Origin of the sequence: Leclercia adecarboxylata (assembly GCF_006171285.1) — a bacterium.
GTDB lineage: Bacteria > Pseudomonadota > Gammaproteobacteria > Enterobacterales > Enterobacteriaceae > Enterobacter > Enterobacter barmai.
The window spans coordinates 4,603,007-4,618,009 of record NZ_CP040889.1 but is presented as its reverse complement, the minus strand read 5'-3'; the positions used below and the strand labels follow the sequence as shown (position 1 = coordinate 4,618,009).

Below are 15,003 nucleotides of genomic sequence, written 5' to 3'. Positions count from 1 at the left end.
AGACAAACGGCCCTGTTCATCATGCTTGCAATTAATCATAACGAGATTGCCGGGCTCTCGCTTAAGTCCCGGAAAGCTAACACCACGTTGCTTTCTCAATCCATTGAGCGGCTCTCCTCAGGACTTCGTATTAACAGCGCAAAGGATGACGCGGCCGGGCAGGCAATTGCCAACCGGATGTTCTCAAATATCAATGCGGATAGCGTTATCACCCGGGGGCTCGACGACGCCATAAGCCTGGCGCAGACGGCGGAAGGGAGCCTCAGCGATATCGGAAATATGCTGATCAAAGCCAAAGGTCTCGCTATCCAGGCGGCGAACGGCACCTTATCGCAGTCGGATCGGGACAGTATTAACCAGGAGTATCAGCAGATCCTGGCAACCATTACCCAGGTCTCTGAACAAACTGAGATTTTTGGCCAATATCCGCTGGCGACTGACAAGCCGGTATTACCGCCGCAATTAATTGGCGATGTTGCGCCGCTGAATACCAAATTCCCGGTGGCGGGTACCGATTATTCCTTCAGCTCGGGAATTATTCCACTGGCCTATATTCCCGCCGGATCGACAAATATCACCATCACTATTGATTCACTGGGCCTGGATGACGATCTGCAGATATTTACCCGCGACGGGAAACATCTCGCCGGCACGCCGTTAAACGGCCCGGATGCGGATTACACCTGGGTCAGCCGGGGAATCACCGACGGGGCAAAAGCCACCGCATCGGTGCTGACCGCCAAAAACGGTTTCAGCAGCGGGGCGGTCTACGATGACTCTCAGTTGATCGACGGCGGCCCAGGCTGGAGCCTGAGCGGCGAAGCGCTGAGCTATAACGGCATGACCATTACCTACAGCGGGGATGGCGACCGTTATGAGGACGTCGCGAGCGGAGCCTGGAACGATGGTGCCAACGGTTCTAACCGCATCGAACGCGTCACGCTGGATACGGTGACGGAAGATCTGCTGGTGATGGTGGTGGGAAGCGGCTCTTTCACGAGCAACATTACCTGGGGAACGCTGCCAGCGCCCACTATTACGCCTGCGGTTCCGCCGAAGCAGAGTCGGCCGATAGAGGTCGTCACCAGCGCCAACTTTGGAGAGGAGATGCAGACCACCACCATTGAGCCGACCCCGACGGATCTGAAGACGCTGCAGCTGGAAGGTACCGACATGACCACCGAGGCGGGTGCCAGGAAAACCATGGGATTACTGGATGCCGCGCTGGATAAGGTGAGCAGCTATCGCGGGCAGTATGGCGCGATAATGAACCGGTTTGAATCGAGCAAAGCGGTGCTGTCCCAGCAGAGCGTGGCGATGCAAACCGCCCGCAGCCGAATTCAGGACGCCGATTATGCCGCCGAGGCCAGCCAGCTTGCCCGGGCGCAGATCCTGGAGCAGAGCCAGAATGCGGCCCTGAAAATAGCGAATCAGGTGCCGCAAACGGTGCTGGAACTGCTTAAGATGTAACAGGTTGCGGCGGTAAACTACCAGCCGCACACCTCATGCTCATTTTCCGAGTCGTAAGCGCGCACGGTATTCACCAGGTTTTTCACCACCTCAGCGGCGACGTCCGGGATCAACAGCTCCATCGGCGTCTCCGTCTCATGATCCACCGATACGCCGTTGCTGTTATTGGTAACGGTGACGGTATAGGTTGCTTTACCCATGATGTAACTCCTTCTCTATTTACGACTTCTCAACACGTCGGGTTCGACGAAAAAGTCGATATTGAAATACGTGTCGTCGGTCATCACCTCGATGTGATGCCAGCGCTCGGGCGGGAAAACGCCGAAATGCCCGGCTTCAATAACCAGAATGCTGTCCGGTTCCGGGGACGTTTCATCGGCATAACCCAGATAACGCACCGCGCCCTGCATAACGCTAAGACGTGGATAGACGCCCGGCCGGGTGCCGGTATCGAGATGGCGCTTAAAGATGCCCGGTGGGGCAGAGGCTTTGGTCCAGAACGGTGTGGAACGGGTATGAATACAACTTTGCGGAATACGCAGCATAACATCCTCCCTGTAAGAATTGGGGTTATTACAGCACGGATGGACGCGGAAGACTTGCTTAAATGTGCATTTAAAATGCGCTTTTAAGTGGTACTCCTCAGGTAGGCTATACTTACTTATTCCGAGGGCCACAAAGGAGAGTCTGATGCTACAAGTCGATAAAGACAAATCCCGTAAAGTACCCGATTCGGGTAACAAAAAGCCTCAACCGGTTAAGAAATAGAGCCGGAAACCAGGGCCGCTTAGTGCGGCTCTGGTTATTGATATCCCCGAAAAATCCCGTCAAAAAGTTGTAGCGAATGCTACCCAACTGTTATTACCACGCAAAAACTGTGGATAATGTGTAACAAAAAAACTTGATCCTTATCAACATATGTCGCATATTGCGCGCGGTTATTGAACAGCAAATTGGGTCATTGAAATGACGTTGTACCAAAAGATGTTAATGTTTTACGCCGTCATGGCGACGATTAGCGCCCTGATCACCTGGTTTCTCTCCAAAGATCGTAAACGTATCCGCTTTCTGAGCGCCTTTCTGGTGGGCTCCACCTGGCCGATGAGCTTCCCGGTCGCACTGCTGATCTCGCTGTTTTGATTGCACGCTCAGACCCGCGCGTTGGCCTGCAATGCGCTGGCGAAAGGGCAACTGAGCGGCAGTTCCCGCATACTGAATCCCCGTTGTAAAAGCCACCACCAGCGGCCTTGGCTGGCAGGTTTGAGCCCCATATCCTGAAATCCCGCGCGATGTAAAACCGGCAGGTGGGCCATCAGCCCGTCGTCAACCGGTATCCGAACATAGATCAGTCGGTTTTCGGGAAAGCGGGCGAGGTCGTCGCAAATGGTCCCCTGCAAGGCATGAACCGTGATATCCACCCGCTCACCGGCGAGCGTCGTTTCCACGGGGACGATTGCGGGGCTGGCCTGGGGCAGCGGGGCTGAGCCAAACCCGTTTGCCAGCAACGATAACCAGCCGTTATGCGGCGCACAAAGCAGGGGAACGGGACGCGGTTTCAGCGCCCTCACGCCAAAAATCACGCTCTCGCGCTGCCCGGCGGCAAAGGGGGATGCGACGTAATCCCGCAGCAGTGCCGTGGCGTGAAATTCCAGCGTTTTTGCCAGCTGCTGGGAGTGGGGATGGCTGCATACCATTTTGATGGTCAGCGTACTGAGCCGCATCTTTTGCGCCGTGGCACACAGATGCTGCCCCAGGGCGGTGGCAATACCGCGATGGCGTATCGACGGATGGGTGACGAACATCGCCAGTTCCGCGTGCCGATCCTCTGGCTGCTGCCGCCAGAGCGTGGCATGCCCGACAATCACGCCGTTTTGTTCCGCCACGGCGCTGCGCCAGTGGCCCTGGCTGTTATGCCAGCCGATCATGCCCGGCAAATAGATATCCGGATAGACATAACGTTCGCCATACACCAGGCGAAACAGCGCGCTGACGCCCGCGGCATCATCTGGCTGAAAGCAGCGGATAGCGATCACGATGTTTCTCCGACGGTTTGATAGGCGCGAAGATCGATAACCCGCAGCAGTTTTCCGGTGCGAGGATTGCAGATGAGTTCCACCTGCTGGCACCACTGAATGCGCAGATACAGCTGGCGGGCGGCGATCATCTCCGCCAGGGCATGATCGCCATCGACCAGCCCCTGAATCACACCTTCGGCGTGCTGCTCACTGCCGGAACAGGCGATGCGCAGGGTGACATAATCACAGTTATCGTTGTGCTCCAGCAGCAGTTGCCACTGCGTCTTGCCGAGCTGCTCTGTTATCAGGGCGTCGATCTCATCCGGGAATATCGACGCATAGCCCACCCGCAGCCGATGGCCCAGGCTGCTGCGCCCCTGAAGCACAAATTTGCGCGTCGGGCTGCCGACAGGTTCACGCCACGCGGCGCGATCTCCCGTTGGATAGCGAATTAACGGCATCTGCCTGCGGGTCAGGTTGGTCACGACCAGCATCCCGCTGCGGTCCATCTCGTCGATAGGTTCGCCAGTCACTTCGTCAATAATTTCTACCCGCGTTTCGGGCTCAAACACCCGGTGCTCGCCGGAGCGGCAGTCCAGGGTGCTTGCGCCTATCAGTCCTGCATCCACGCTGGCGCAGCCGATGGAGGCGACGCGGGCGTGGGGGAAGACCTGTTTCAGCAGCTGCATCTGCTCCGCGAACAGGCTTTCGCTGCCAAACAGCAGGGTGGTGATGGCCGGAAACTGGCGCTGCTGTTCCGCCATGGTGGCGGCAAAATTCAGCAGCATCGCGGGTACGCCCACCAGCACGTTGATGTCGTGCTGGACGAGTTGCCCCGCCAGGGCGTGAGGCTCCATCATCCCGCTGAACGGATATTCACACACCGGCGTTTCCATGTGCGACAGCGCGCCGTGGATGAACAGAAAGCTGGAATAGAGATCCCCGGCGAAGAACAGGTTCGCCACGCGATCCCCGGCCTTAAGCTGGGCCGACAGGCTACGGCCAAAGCTGGTGACGAACACCTGCCACTCTTCGCGGCTGTAAACGGAGAGTTTCCCTCCGCCGGTGGTGCCGCCCGTTTTAAAGACAATGCCGTTTTCAACGGTGCCCGTCAGCACCGGCCAGTTCTTTAACCCCGCGCTCTCTGTCCAGTAGCGCTCGGGGTCGACCAGCGGCAGGTCCGTCAGCGTCCAGCCGCGATCCGGCAGATGCTGAAAATGGTGCGCGTAAAACGGCGAGCGCTGCCGGGCGAAATCGACCAACTGCTGCAGTTGCAGACTATCTGAGTTTATCATCTGTCATATTCCTTTAAATTTCATACCATCCTGGTACAGAGCTTATCGACGCTTATCAATCACTAACGGCGTCTTACCGCTTTGTGAATGGCGCTCAAATTCCCTGTAATCGCGCCGCTCCACTTTCACTTCGAGTAACGACGACGCCAGCGCCATCGCCAGCTCCGGGTCGCTGCTGATGCGGTGGAGGGTTTCCCGCCGATCGCCCTCGGTCAGCACCCTGATACGCTCCAGCCCGCTCACGGCGTTATGCTCAAGGATCAGCTGCACCTGCACGCCCGCCAGTGCCGCCAGCGCCTGAGGCTGGATAAACATCGTGCCGATACGCACCATGCTGCCGTGACGACCCAGCAGTTCGAAACGCGGCGTGACCGCACCGCAGGCGCACTCGCCCTCAACCCAGCGTCCCAGATCGCCAATCTCATAGCGCACCACCTTTTGCCCCTCGCGCGCCCGGGAGCTGAACAGCAGGCGGCCCACCTCCCCGACGCCGACCGGTTTGTCGCACTCCCGATCGACGATCTCCAGCCACTGGATATCCGCCATCAAATGGAATACACCGTCAGGGCTGGCCGTACAGGCATGCCCCAGCGGCCCGGCATCCACCGAGCCGTACAGCGCGGAGCGGATCGTCCCGACGCCAAAACCCTCGATAAACTTGCGCTGGACGGCTCCCATATGTTCGCCCCCGAGCAGCAGCTTGCGGACGCCGCCGTAGGCGCGCAGCTGTTTTTCTTCCCGGCAGAAAAGCTGGTACAGAGTGCTTGGCATGCCGATCAGCGTATCAACCTGCTGGTCCACAATGGTCCGGGCAATCCCGGCGTAATCCTCATCGTGCGGCCCGCCCATTGGCAGATGCGTCACCCCCAGATTGTCTAGCACGGTAAAGAAGCTGAGCAGGCCGCCATACAGATTTCCGGCATACATCAGGTTGAGCACCTTGTCATGGGCGGGATCGAGCCCGGCGGCAAACATGCCGTGGGCGGCAGCCTGCATCTGGCGGTGATAATCGCGATAGGTAAAGCCCGAGAGCTTCGGCACGCCGCTGCTGCCGCCGCTGCGGAACCAGAGCTGGGCGCTGGCCTGCATGGCGCTTTCATTGAAGGCCGATTTATCCATAATCGGCTGATTCGCGGGCAGCTGCGGCGCACCAGGATTCAGATCCAGCGTTGCCTGGCGCGGCAGGGTCGCCTCATCCAGCGTGACGCTGACTCTGCGCGTCAGTTGGGTAAGGGCAAATACGCCGTCGTGCGGCTCGCCGTCATAACTTTGATGCATTCCGCCCACCGGGGTTACGCGGTTTACGCCCGCCGCCAGTAAAAGCTGGCTCAGAGTCACAATATCCCTGTCGCGAGCCAGCAGGCCGCAGGTTTGCAGGTAGTGCCGCCAGGGGAGAAGGGTCTGAACCAGCTCGTGGCGGGGAAGCGGGCGCAGCAGTACGGTGCGATAGAGCGGTGAGGGCTCGAGTGCAACGCTGTTTTGCAGCAGAATTCGCCAGCCGTCACCGGTCCACTGCTGGCTTTGGGTGCCGGTAAAAACGCTATCCAGTTCAAGAAACGCCGCCATGCTGGTGATATCGGCCGCCGATTTCTCGTCCGGCGTCAGCGTGCCCCAGTGGGCGTGGCGACGCTGCATCGCCGTTGCCAGCCGCTCGCCGGTCTCTTTCATCGTGCGCATATTGCAGGTATCCACAAAGACCACCTGCGGACTGGAACAGGCCTGCTGGTTAAACCGGCAGATCTCGTCGGCCAGCGAACCCAGCGCAGTGTCGGTGATGGCATCCGGCACCAGCCAGGCGAAGCTAATTTTGTGTCCCCAGGGGATCCAGCGGCAGCCGCCAGGCAGCTGCTGACGGATGGCATCCAGCGCCGCATCACCGCCCCATGCGGAAACGCCGTCGGCGTGCTTCAGCAGCAGCGGCAGCGCTTTCGTGGCAACGGGAAGAATGGCCACCCTGTTGGTCAGCATCCCGGTTTCATCGCAGCGTATAAACGCCTGGAGCAGGATGCGGGTTATTCCGTTATCTCTGGCGCTGGTGCGCAGCCAGTTGATATTGCCCGCCAGCAGGCTCTCCAGGGTCGCCATAAACGGCAGCAGCTCGGCATTCGCCGGGGTGATATGCACCACCACGCCCAGCGGACGCCAGCTCTCAAAGTGAGGTTTGCGGAAATCCCGGCGACGCAGCGAGAAAGGGCTTTCCCCAAGCTCATGCTCCATTTTGTTGCGCAGTGTCTCAGGCTGGCAGAACTGGCGCACGTCCTCCCGGACAGTCCCTGCGATCTCCGGCAGAAAAGCCGGGTCGGCTAAGCGCGCCACAAAGCGTTCGGCGCAGGCCAGCAGGATCTCCGGCGGCAGCGGCTTGCTGAGGGTGGTTGGCACGCTTTTATTCAGCAGAGCCAGCGCCTGCTCTGGGGTCATCTGTGGATGACACTCTCCATGGATCAGATACATATTATTTCTCCCGAATCAGTTCAGATGCCCCCAGCGCACAGCTGCGGGCCTTGCTGTTGCTGGCGCGTCCCAGCAGTTCAAACCAGTCTGTCTGCAGACCGCAGCCGCAGGTTTCTGCCCGGTGCAGCACCGCCAGGTCGCTCATCACCACGCTGTGCGCCGGACTGGAGGTGATATAAGGCGAGACGAACTGCAAAAAGCCGCTCTGGCCGTAGTCGTTAACGGCAAAGGTGGCGGTATCGCGGGTCCACGCCCGGGAGTAAACCGGCAGATGGAAATGGTGATGGGCGCACTCCACGTAGGGCACGCAGTGCTCAACTGAGCCGTAGCCATCCCGGCAACGACCATCGTCGATCCCCAGCTGCTCCCCCAGGCGGGAATAGAAGTGCTGTTTCGGGATCTCCTGGTCGGCGTGGGTCTTCCAGCCGCCGCCAAAAAAGGTCAGCGAGTCGGCAGGCAGTTTCAGGTCAGGCAGCCCCATCTCCCGCATCCGTTCAAGCACGAACCACATAAAGGCCGGGAAGCCGAGGATCCGCACCGGGGCATCATCTTCGGCGAAGGCCTGCAGGGCGCGGATCACGCCAAAAGGATCAAACTCATGGCCGTGCCCGGTATGGCGCAGAGCGTAAACGGCGGATTTGACCGGGGCATATTTGCAGAGAAACTGATCCGTATAGGCGGTGCCGAGGGTGATGGTTTCTGCCGGTTCATAGCTCAGCAGCAGATAGTTGCAGGGGGTATCCGGCGTGTTCCAGCCGTAATGGTCAAAGATCCTGTCCACCATAAATTGCGCGGCTCCGATGCTGCGGGAATCAAACCGCATCCGGCTTTTCTGACCACTGGTGCCCGACGACGTCAGCTCCAGCGCCTCTTGTCCGCTGGCGCTGAGGAGAAGGTTGCGCTTGAAGTAGTTAGCGAAAACGGGCGGAAGATGCGCCCAGGAATCCAGCGTCAGGGATGCGGGATCGATGCCATGGTGGCTCAGCCAGCGGGCATAGTCGGGCGTGTTTTGCGCATGATAGGCGACAATTTCGCGCATGGCCGAATCGAACAACTCATCCGTTTCGGCACTGCGTTGGTAGGGGTGTGCAAGCGCGCATAGCGCCTCAACACTGGGGATAGTCATCATAATTAACGTCCATATTCTATTAGTGACTTAAGCGGCAACCGGTTCATCCGTCCGGGTGAGAAGTGTTTTTATCAGCAGCAGCGCAACCAGCGCCGGGAGCGCGGTAAGAACAATAAAGTCGCCCAGGCTCTCTCCGGCTCCCAGCAGGGCCAGCAGGGTGCCGCCGAGGCTGAAGATGCCGACCGAGATCATCCCCAGCACGGCAGAGACCGAACCCATACCGTGCGACGAGGAGAAGAGGGTGAGGCGGTACAGCGTGGCGTTGCAAATTCCCAGCCCGAAGGCGTAAATCCCCAGCCCCGCCGCCAGCACATAAATTGAGTCAAACAGCAGAGTGCTAATTAACGCAATAACCAGACCGGCAAACAGCGGAATGGAAGATAAAAACAGCAGTCGGGAAAGAACGTATTTATCGGCGATGAAATTGAGCGTGATATTTCCGGCGATTAACGCGCCAAATATCGGCAGCTGCCACAGGGCATATTCCAGATTGCTCATATCCAGATTTTTCACCAGCAGCAGCGGAGAAAGGGCGATCCAGGCCATCAGGGGGAGTCCGGTCAGGCCGAGCGCGGCGCACCCCGCCAGAAAACGGCGGTTACGCAGCAGTTCGCCATAGGTCCGGGCAAGGCTTTTCAGATTAAAGGGCTGACGGGCAAGGGGGCTGGCGTCCCGCCGTGCGACGCCGAGGGTTTCCGGCATCCAGCGCAGCAGCCCAAGCGTGCACAGCGCGGCGAAGGCGGCAAGCAGAATAAACAGGCTTTGCCAGGAGATCCAGGTGAGCAGTACGCTTCCCAGCAGCGGCCCCAGCAGAGGGGAAAGCAGGGCGATGTTGGCGATGATTGCGATCAGGCGTATTGCGTCCGCCTCGTTAAAACTCTCCTGCAATGCCGGGTAGCTGACCACCACCACAAACCCCAGCCCCATACCCTGAATAAAGCGCAGCGCCGTGAACTGCTCAATGGTGACGGTAAAGGGCGTTATCACGCAGGCGATGGCAAACAGGGCGGAGCCTGCCAGCAATAGCGGGCGTCGGCCATGGCAGTCTGACAGCGGTCCCAGCAGCCATTGAAACGCCACGCCGCCAAGCAGATAGGCATTCAGCGACCAGGGCACGTAGTGCGGCTCAGCCTGGAAATCGGCGACCACCGCCAGCATGCCGGGCATAATGGCATCGCTGGCGATATAGGTCAGAAGTTCAAAGAAGGCGAGTAATAAGCAAAACAGCAACGCCTGACGGCGTGAAATATAGAGCAGGGAATTAAACATAATGGCCTGAGAGGTATTTAATTAGCCTGTTTTTAACACCGGATGAAGAAAAATGTCTCTCAAGTTTTATTGAAATTACGCGTTGGTTTATTTCATATTATTTTGCTGAATTAATATATTTTCGAACATCAGTGATATTTATATTCGCCGAGAGCGGTGCAAACACCTTATCAGGCCTACAATCTGCATTGACTGTAGGCCTGATAAGCGTAGCGCCATCAGGCGTCGGTTTCAGGCGAGCAAGCCCTGCAACTGGCGACGGTCTTCCTGCGTCAGGTCATGGGGATGCTGATACCCGATGTTATCAATCGCCTGGGTGTACAGCGCCACCAGCCAGTCGTAAACATAGGCCGTGGCGGCATGCACCGGCTGCTCCCCGAGGCGGGTTAAGCGTGGCGCGCTGCTGATGACCGCTGGCGTCACAAACACCGGCTGGCCCTTGCGGATGCGGCTGGCTGGGCGTTCAGAGGCCGGGGTCTGCGCGTAGCCGACCCAGCCGATAAAGTTACCCAGGGCGGCATGCAGTTGCGCGGCGCTGCTTTTATCGGTATCGACAATTTTCTTCAGCTGCGCGAGCAGGTTCAGGCGGTAGCTGGCGATCACCAGTACATCACCGATCTGCTGGAGGATCGCGGTCTCAAGACCCAGACGGCTGGCGACCGCCTCGTCACGGCTCCACTGGCGCAGGTGATTGATCCACACCTGATGCGCCAGACGGGCCTTGTCGGTGGGCTGTAACATCTCATCGCTCTCATGGGCGCTGTCGGCAAACAGGTCGATGGCGTCGGTAAACAGACCGTTGACCTGCTCCTCGCGCGGCTGCTGCACGGCGAGCAGCGTCTCAAAGGCGCGCAGCGGCGGGAGTAGCCCCTCCAGAAGCTCGCCGTGACGGGCGGCGCTGCCTTGCAGGGCTCGCACCATCGCTTCGGCGGCAAGGCGCTGAGCGGCAGGATCCTGAGTCAGCGGGGCGAGATACCCCTGCATCAGCTGGTGGAGCTGGCGCTGATGCTGCTGGCGTAACGCCTGCAAACGGGTCTGGCGCTGGGAGGACAACGTCGCCTGGGACAACCACTCGATCACCCGCTGCATGCTGCTGGTGTCGAGCGCCTGCAAGGTTCCCCAGTGCTGGCCGGGTTTACCCAGCAGCTGCTGCACGGCTTCGTCAAGATTGGTACGGCGGGTGAAACGCGCATCCTGCGGGGTTATGGCCCACACCAGGCCCGGCAGAGCGGCATCGTCGCCCGGCTGGGTGGCTTTCACCCAGTTAAGCAGCATTTTCGCGGTTCGGGCGGTCTGGCCGTGATGGGCGGTGGCGTTGCAGATCACCAGCACGTCCGGCTGCAGCTGCTGGCGATAGTGCTCCAGCAGCCACTGCTGTTTGGCCTGGGCGAGAGGCAGATCCGGCTGGGCCAACGGGGCAGGAATATCAATGACATCCACCCCAGCCAGGGCGCACTGTTCAACCGGCAGGGTCAGCTCCCGGGTCAGCAGGGCCAGCACGTCCAGCGGAATGCTGATGGCGTTGAGCAGTTCGCCGTTGTGCAGCGGATGCAGCACCGCCTGCTGAACATCCGGCAGGGCGATGTCGCCGCGGGTGAGGAACCCTTCGGTCGGCAGACCAAAGTTGTCCACCAGCAGGCTCAGCGGCGCGGCCAGCTCCTGGGCATGGCTGGTCTGGTGCAGAATATGCGCCAGCTTCAGCCACTCCTGGGTCAGCTCCTGCTGCTCGCCCCAGAGTAAAGACCAGACGCTGGCCCGGGTGCTCAGATCCAGCGACGGCAGCAGCAGGGCGAACTGGTGCCACAGGGCATCGTCCATCTGCTGAGCCGCAGCGGGAACCGTGTCGCGCCAGTAGTGGGCGATAGTCCCAACGTCAGCGGGGGTGATCCCCGGTACGCTCTGGGGCTGGCGCAGGGCGCGCCACTTCTCCAGCCGCGCTTCGATAACCGATTTATCCACCGCCGGGAGCGTGGCGCGGGCCAGAAACACCTGCACCAGTTCGGCTTCGCTAAGCAGGCTCAGGCGCAGTGGAAAGGCGTCGTCTGCCACTTCTGCCGCGTTCGGAGTGAAGCGCAGCGCCATGTTGGTCAGAGCGTGGCCGGGGTTGATATGCGAAAAATAGTCAAAGGTTCGCTGGCCGACGGTCACGTTCATTCGCTGACTGTCGCTGCCGCACAGGGTGGCGAGCAGATGCGCTTTTGCCGCCTGGGAGTGGCCGTACAGGCCGATGGTGCTGCCTGCGGTCAGCGCACGTGCAATCGCGTTTTCCCGCGCGTCGGCCATCGCCAGTCGCGCCAGCAGGGCGTCGGCGTCATTATCGAGGATCGGGGCGTGCTGACGCGTTGCGTTGATCCACCCGATTAACGCCTGAGTAGTGGTCGTCGTGGCTGTCATTTCAGGTATACGCTCCCGCTGTCGATCCAGTAATGGCTACCGCTGTGTCGGCGATCCGCCAGAGTATTCAGTTTAAAGGTCAGGGCATCCGCCGCCACCGGCGTGCCGTCTTGCAGCCAGGCGTCGCTCAGCTCAAAGGCTTCCGGGCCTTCCTGTTTAGTGCCGCCGCAGAGCTTCAGGCGCACGTTCAGCACCCCGTCCCCGGCGATGGATTTTGCCAGCTCGGCCGAGTTAATGCTCAGGGTGTAGAGCGGGGTGGCGGGCCAGCGGGCGTTCGCCAGCTGACGGAAGCCGAGGGTGACGTTGCCGCGCAGCGGGAAGTGCAAGCGCGTATCCAGCTTCGCCCCCGGCTTGTCGAGGTCGATGTCCTGATACCAGACGTTCTCGTCGCGCAGGGTATTCACCGTGTTATCCAGCACGCCCAGGTAACGCACCGTGGAGTAGGCGCCGATATCCGCCGCCTTAAAGTTAAAGCGAGGCAGGCGCAGATCCAGGGCCAGGCTACAGAGCATCGCCCCGACCGCCGCGGTGGATTTCGGGTTGCCGATGCGCCCCTGCTGGCTGAACGGATACCACTCATGCACCCGGTACTTGTCCAGCCACACTATACGGCTGACCGGAACCGGCTGCAGATGGCGGATCAGCGCCTGAACGCCCGGCAGACAGCCCGGACGCCCGGTGATCAGCAGAATATCGCAGGCGTAGTGGGAGATCGCCTCGGCCACCGCGTGCAGCGGCGCGGCCAGGGTGAAGTGTCCGGCCAGCATCGCGTCCTGCATCTCGCGGAAGTTGACGTGCAGCGGCACGGCAAACAGGTCAAAAGGCGCGGAGCCCGCAGGCAGGGCGTGTTCGATAGCCTGTTGCAGGTAGTTCATCACGTTGCGCGTTGGCTTGCGGGTCAGCAGATCGCCAAAGGTAGCGTGCAGCCCGTCCAGCGGATCGTCGACGTCGCTGGCTTCCCAGGCGGCGAGGATCGCATGGCCAATGGGCATAAACAGCTGCAACGCCGTCTGCTGGCGCAGCACTGCCTGGGTGTCGATGCGCCCGGAGTCGCCAAACAGCGAGGCCATCAGCAGGGAGGCATCGGCAATGCCGGATTTCTGCAACTGCGTCTGCAGGGCTGGCAGGATGTAGCGCTGAATGACGTCCAGCAGCGTGTCGTCGCCCGCCACTTTAAAGCCTTCGCGGAACAGCAGCTGCGGGGTGATCTTGACGTTGCTGCCGGAACCGTCGTCGAGCTGGTAATGGGTGATCGCCATATCAGTGGTACCGCCGCCGATATCAATCGAGGCCACGCGCAGGGCGCGCCCCGGCTGACAACCTGGCTCCGGCTCTCGATCCGGGCGGGCAAGGGCGGCGAAAAACGCTTCCGTCTGGCCGTTGTAGTGGGAGATGGCCTCGTTGTAGAGCCACACCAGCTGGCCGCAGCTGGCCTCGTCCCACTCCATCTGGATCTCCGGCACCGGCACCACGCTTTTTTCCTGCTGCTTACGGCTGGAGAAGTCGTCATCCTGCGGGTGCCAGCCCATCGCTTTCCAGACGATGGCGATAGCTTCGAACATGCGGCGGCGGAAGATCTCCCGCTCCTGCTTCGGCATCGCCGACGGCAGGGTGAGGATCAGGGTGCGCAGCTGACGCGGTGAGGCCGGGAAGCCCAGACGCAGACGGGTGGCAACGCTGTTGATCTGGCCCAGCGCCTGCGCCAGCAGCTCGCAGAGCATGTGGGTCATCAGGGTGCTGCGGCTGTACTGCGGGGAAAACACCGGCAGACGCTCATCCTGCGGCAGGGTGAACAGCGGCTGGCCGTCGTCGTTCATCAGGTTCATCAGCGGGAAGGCGGTCGCCAGCGGTTCGCGCTGGGTTTTGGCATTCATCTGGCTGAAGCGCCAGTCCTGCACCACCGGGGTTTCATCCCACAGATAACGGCGCGGGCTGGAGATGCCGCTGTTGCCTTCGGTGCCCAGACGCTGGGTGGCGAGCTTGCGCGCCTCGTCGCCCACGCGCACGATGGAGGGCCAGACAAAGGCGTCTTCGCGCCCGCTCTCTACCGAGAAGTGCTGCTTGCCGAAACGGGCTTCGGAGAACTCCAGGCGGCTGGTAAACAGCGGCTCATTCAGGAACTGCGGCTCGCTTAACGAGCGCACCTGCAGCTCGGCGGTCTGGCGCAGGCCGTCGTTGGCGTCACCGTGGTCTTCGATGATTACCCCGCAGGTGTGGGTGTTGCCGACATCCAGAATCAGATCCACCGGGATCGCCGGGGTGCTCAGCGTGTGGGTGACAAATTTCACTTCCGGGACAGTGAGCTGCTCGCCCAGCATCGCCAGAACGTTCAGCCAGTGCGCCTGGTACTCAAAGTTGCGCATCGCCAGCTGAAGATCGCGTTCAGCGCGGTTCTCCACGCCGGTCGCGTACTGGGTGAAGGCCTCGCGCAGCCAGCCGTCAATCCAGGTCTGGTCGAGGAAGTTCGCCACTTCATCGTCGCGCCAGGCCAGCGCGAAGCGGGTGCCGTTGAGAATGTCGTTCTCCACCGGCGACAGGGGGCTGGTGGCGTGGGCGGCAATCTGGCTGTCCAGCGCCAGGGTGACGCGGTGGCTGTTTCCGGCGTTATCCGGGGTCTCCAGCTTGCGGACCTGCACGCGCGCCCAGTTATCCGGGCCTTCGACGAAGGTGCGCGGCGGGTTGAAGCGCAGGAACGGCACCGGCAGCCAGACGCCGTCCAGCACCGCCAGCGACTGCTGCAGCGGAATGGTACTTTCCGGTTTTACCACTTCCGGCTGTCCGCCGTGGGTGGCGGGCAGAGTGTAGCGGCCGTTGACCAGATCGTAATCCAGGCGCAGCAGGGGGCCGTTGGCGGTTTTACGCACAAAACGTCCGCTCTGGGCGGAGTCCTGCGGGGTCAGGCCGAAATCAAGAAACTGTACGCCGCTGTTGGCAATCAGCGTCACGCTCTGTTTGTAGTCGCAAAGGTTTACCAGCATAG

11 protein-coding genes are annotated in these 15,003 nt (G+C 60.5%); 2 read left to right on the top strand and 9 right to left on the bottom strand.

The window, feature by feature from the left end; translation table 11 throughout:
* The first annotated feature begins 21 nt into the window (after nucleotides 1-21).
* The gene (locus FHN83_RS23920; protein ID WP_139565178.1) at nucleotides 22-1,470 is read left to right on the top strand and encodes a flagellin; all 1,449 of its coding nucleotides are present in this window, start codon (nucleotides 22-24) and stop codon (nucleotides 1,468-1,470) included.
* Between the two features lie 17 nt (nucleotides 1,471-1,487).
* On the opposite strand, the gene FHN83_RS23915 is transcribed toward FHN83_RS23920, so the two are convergent.
* Both FHN83_RS23915 and FHN83_RS23910 read right to left on the bottom strand, forming a co-directional pair.
* On the bottom strand, nucleotides 1,488-1,670 hold the full coding sequence (locus tag FHN83_RS23915) for a DUF1869 domain-containing protein (RefSeq protein WP_139565177.1): 183 nt from the start codon (nucleotides 1,668-1,670) through the stop codon (nucleotides 1,488-1,490).
* A gap of 15 nt (nucleotides 1,671-1,685) precedes the next feature.
* Nucleotides 1,686-2,015: a DUF1971 domain-containing protein gene (locus FHN83_RS23910; protein WP_139565176.1), complete on the bottom strand. Its 330-nt coding sequence runs from the start codon at nucleotides 2,013-2,015 to the stop codon at nucleotides 1,686-1,688.
* Nucleotides 2,016-2,436: 421 nt separating this feature from the next.
* Between FHN83_RS23910 and FHN83_RS23905 the strand changes: the two genes are divergently transcribed.
* Nucleotides 2,437-2,610 (top strand): GhoT/OrtT family toxin, encoded by a 174-nt coding sequence (locus FHN83_RS23905; RefSeq protein ID WP_072036615.1) that lies wholly within the window; start codon nucleotides 2,437-2,439, stop codon nucleotides 2,608-2,610.
* 8 nt (nucleotides 2,611-2,618) lie between these two features.
* On the opposite strand, the gene FHN83_RS23900 is transcribed toward FHN83_RS23905, so the two are convergent.
* The 7 genes from FHN83_RS23900 to FHN83_RS23870 form a co-directional block, all read right to left on the bottom strand.
* Nucleotides 2,619-3,503 carry a GNAT family N-acetyltransferase gene (locus FHN83_RS23900; RefSeq protein ID WP_139565175.1) on the bottom strand — a complete coding sequence of 295 codons (885 nt, stop codon included), beginning with the start codon at nucleotides 3,501-3,503 and terminating at the stop codon, nucleotides 2,619-2,621.
* Nucleotides 3,500-4,780, bottom strand: a complete 1,281-nt coding sequence (locus tag FHN83_RS23895; RefSeq protein ID WP_139565174.1) for a phenylacetate--CoA ligase family protein — start codon at nucleotides 4,778-4,780, stop codon at nucleotides 3,500-3,502. The genes FHN83_RS23900 and FHN83_RS23895 overlap by 4 nt, the downstream gene beginning before the upstream one ends.
* A 42-nt stretch (nucleotides 4,781-4,822) precedes the next feature.
* A complete protein-coding gene (locus FHN83_RS23890; protein ID WP_139565173.1) occupies nucleotides 4,823-7,231 on the bottom strand; it encodes an acyl-CoA reductase in 2,409 nt (802 codons plus the stop codon).
* A 1-nt stretch (nucleotide 7,232) separates the two neighbouring features.
* Nucleotides 7,233-8,360, bottom strand: coding sequence for an acyl-protein synthase (locus tag FHN83_RS23885; RefSeq protein ID WP_139565172.1), 1,128 nt, complete (start codon nucleotides 8,358-8,360; stop codon nucleotides 7,233-7,235).
* A gap of 27 nt (nucleotides 8,361-8,387) precedes the next feature.
* Nucleotides 8,388-9,629 carry an MFS transporter gene (locus FHN83_RS23880; RefSeq protein ID WP_139565171.1) on the bottom strand — a complete coding sequence of 414 codons (1,242 nt, stop codon included), beginning with the start codon at nucleotides 9,627-9,629 and terminating at the stop codon, nucleotides 8,388-8,390.
* Nucleotides 9,630-9,860: 231 nt separating this feature from the next.
* Complete coding sequence (locus FHN83_RS23875; protein ID WP_139565170.1) at nucleotides 9,861-12,023, bottom strand: virulence factor SrfC family protein; 2,163 nt, start codon at nucleotides 12,021-12,023, stop codon at nucleotides 9,861-9,863.
* Nucleotides 12,020-15,001 (bottom strand): virulence factor SrfB, encoded by a 2,982-nt coding sequence (locus tag FHN83_RS23870; RefSeq protein ID WP_139565482.1) that lies wholly within the window; start codon nucleotides 14,999-15,001, stop codon nucleotides 12,020-12,022. Before FHN83_RS23870 ends, FHN83_RS23875 begins: the two co-directional genes overlap by 4 nt.
* Nucleotides 15,002-15,003: the final 2 nt, after the last annotated feature.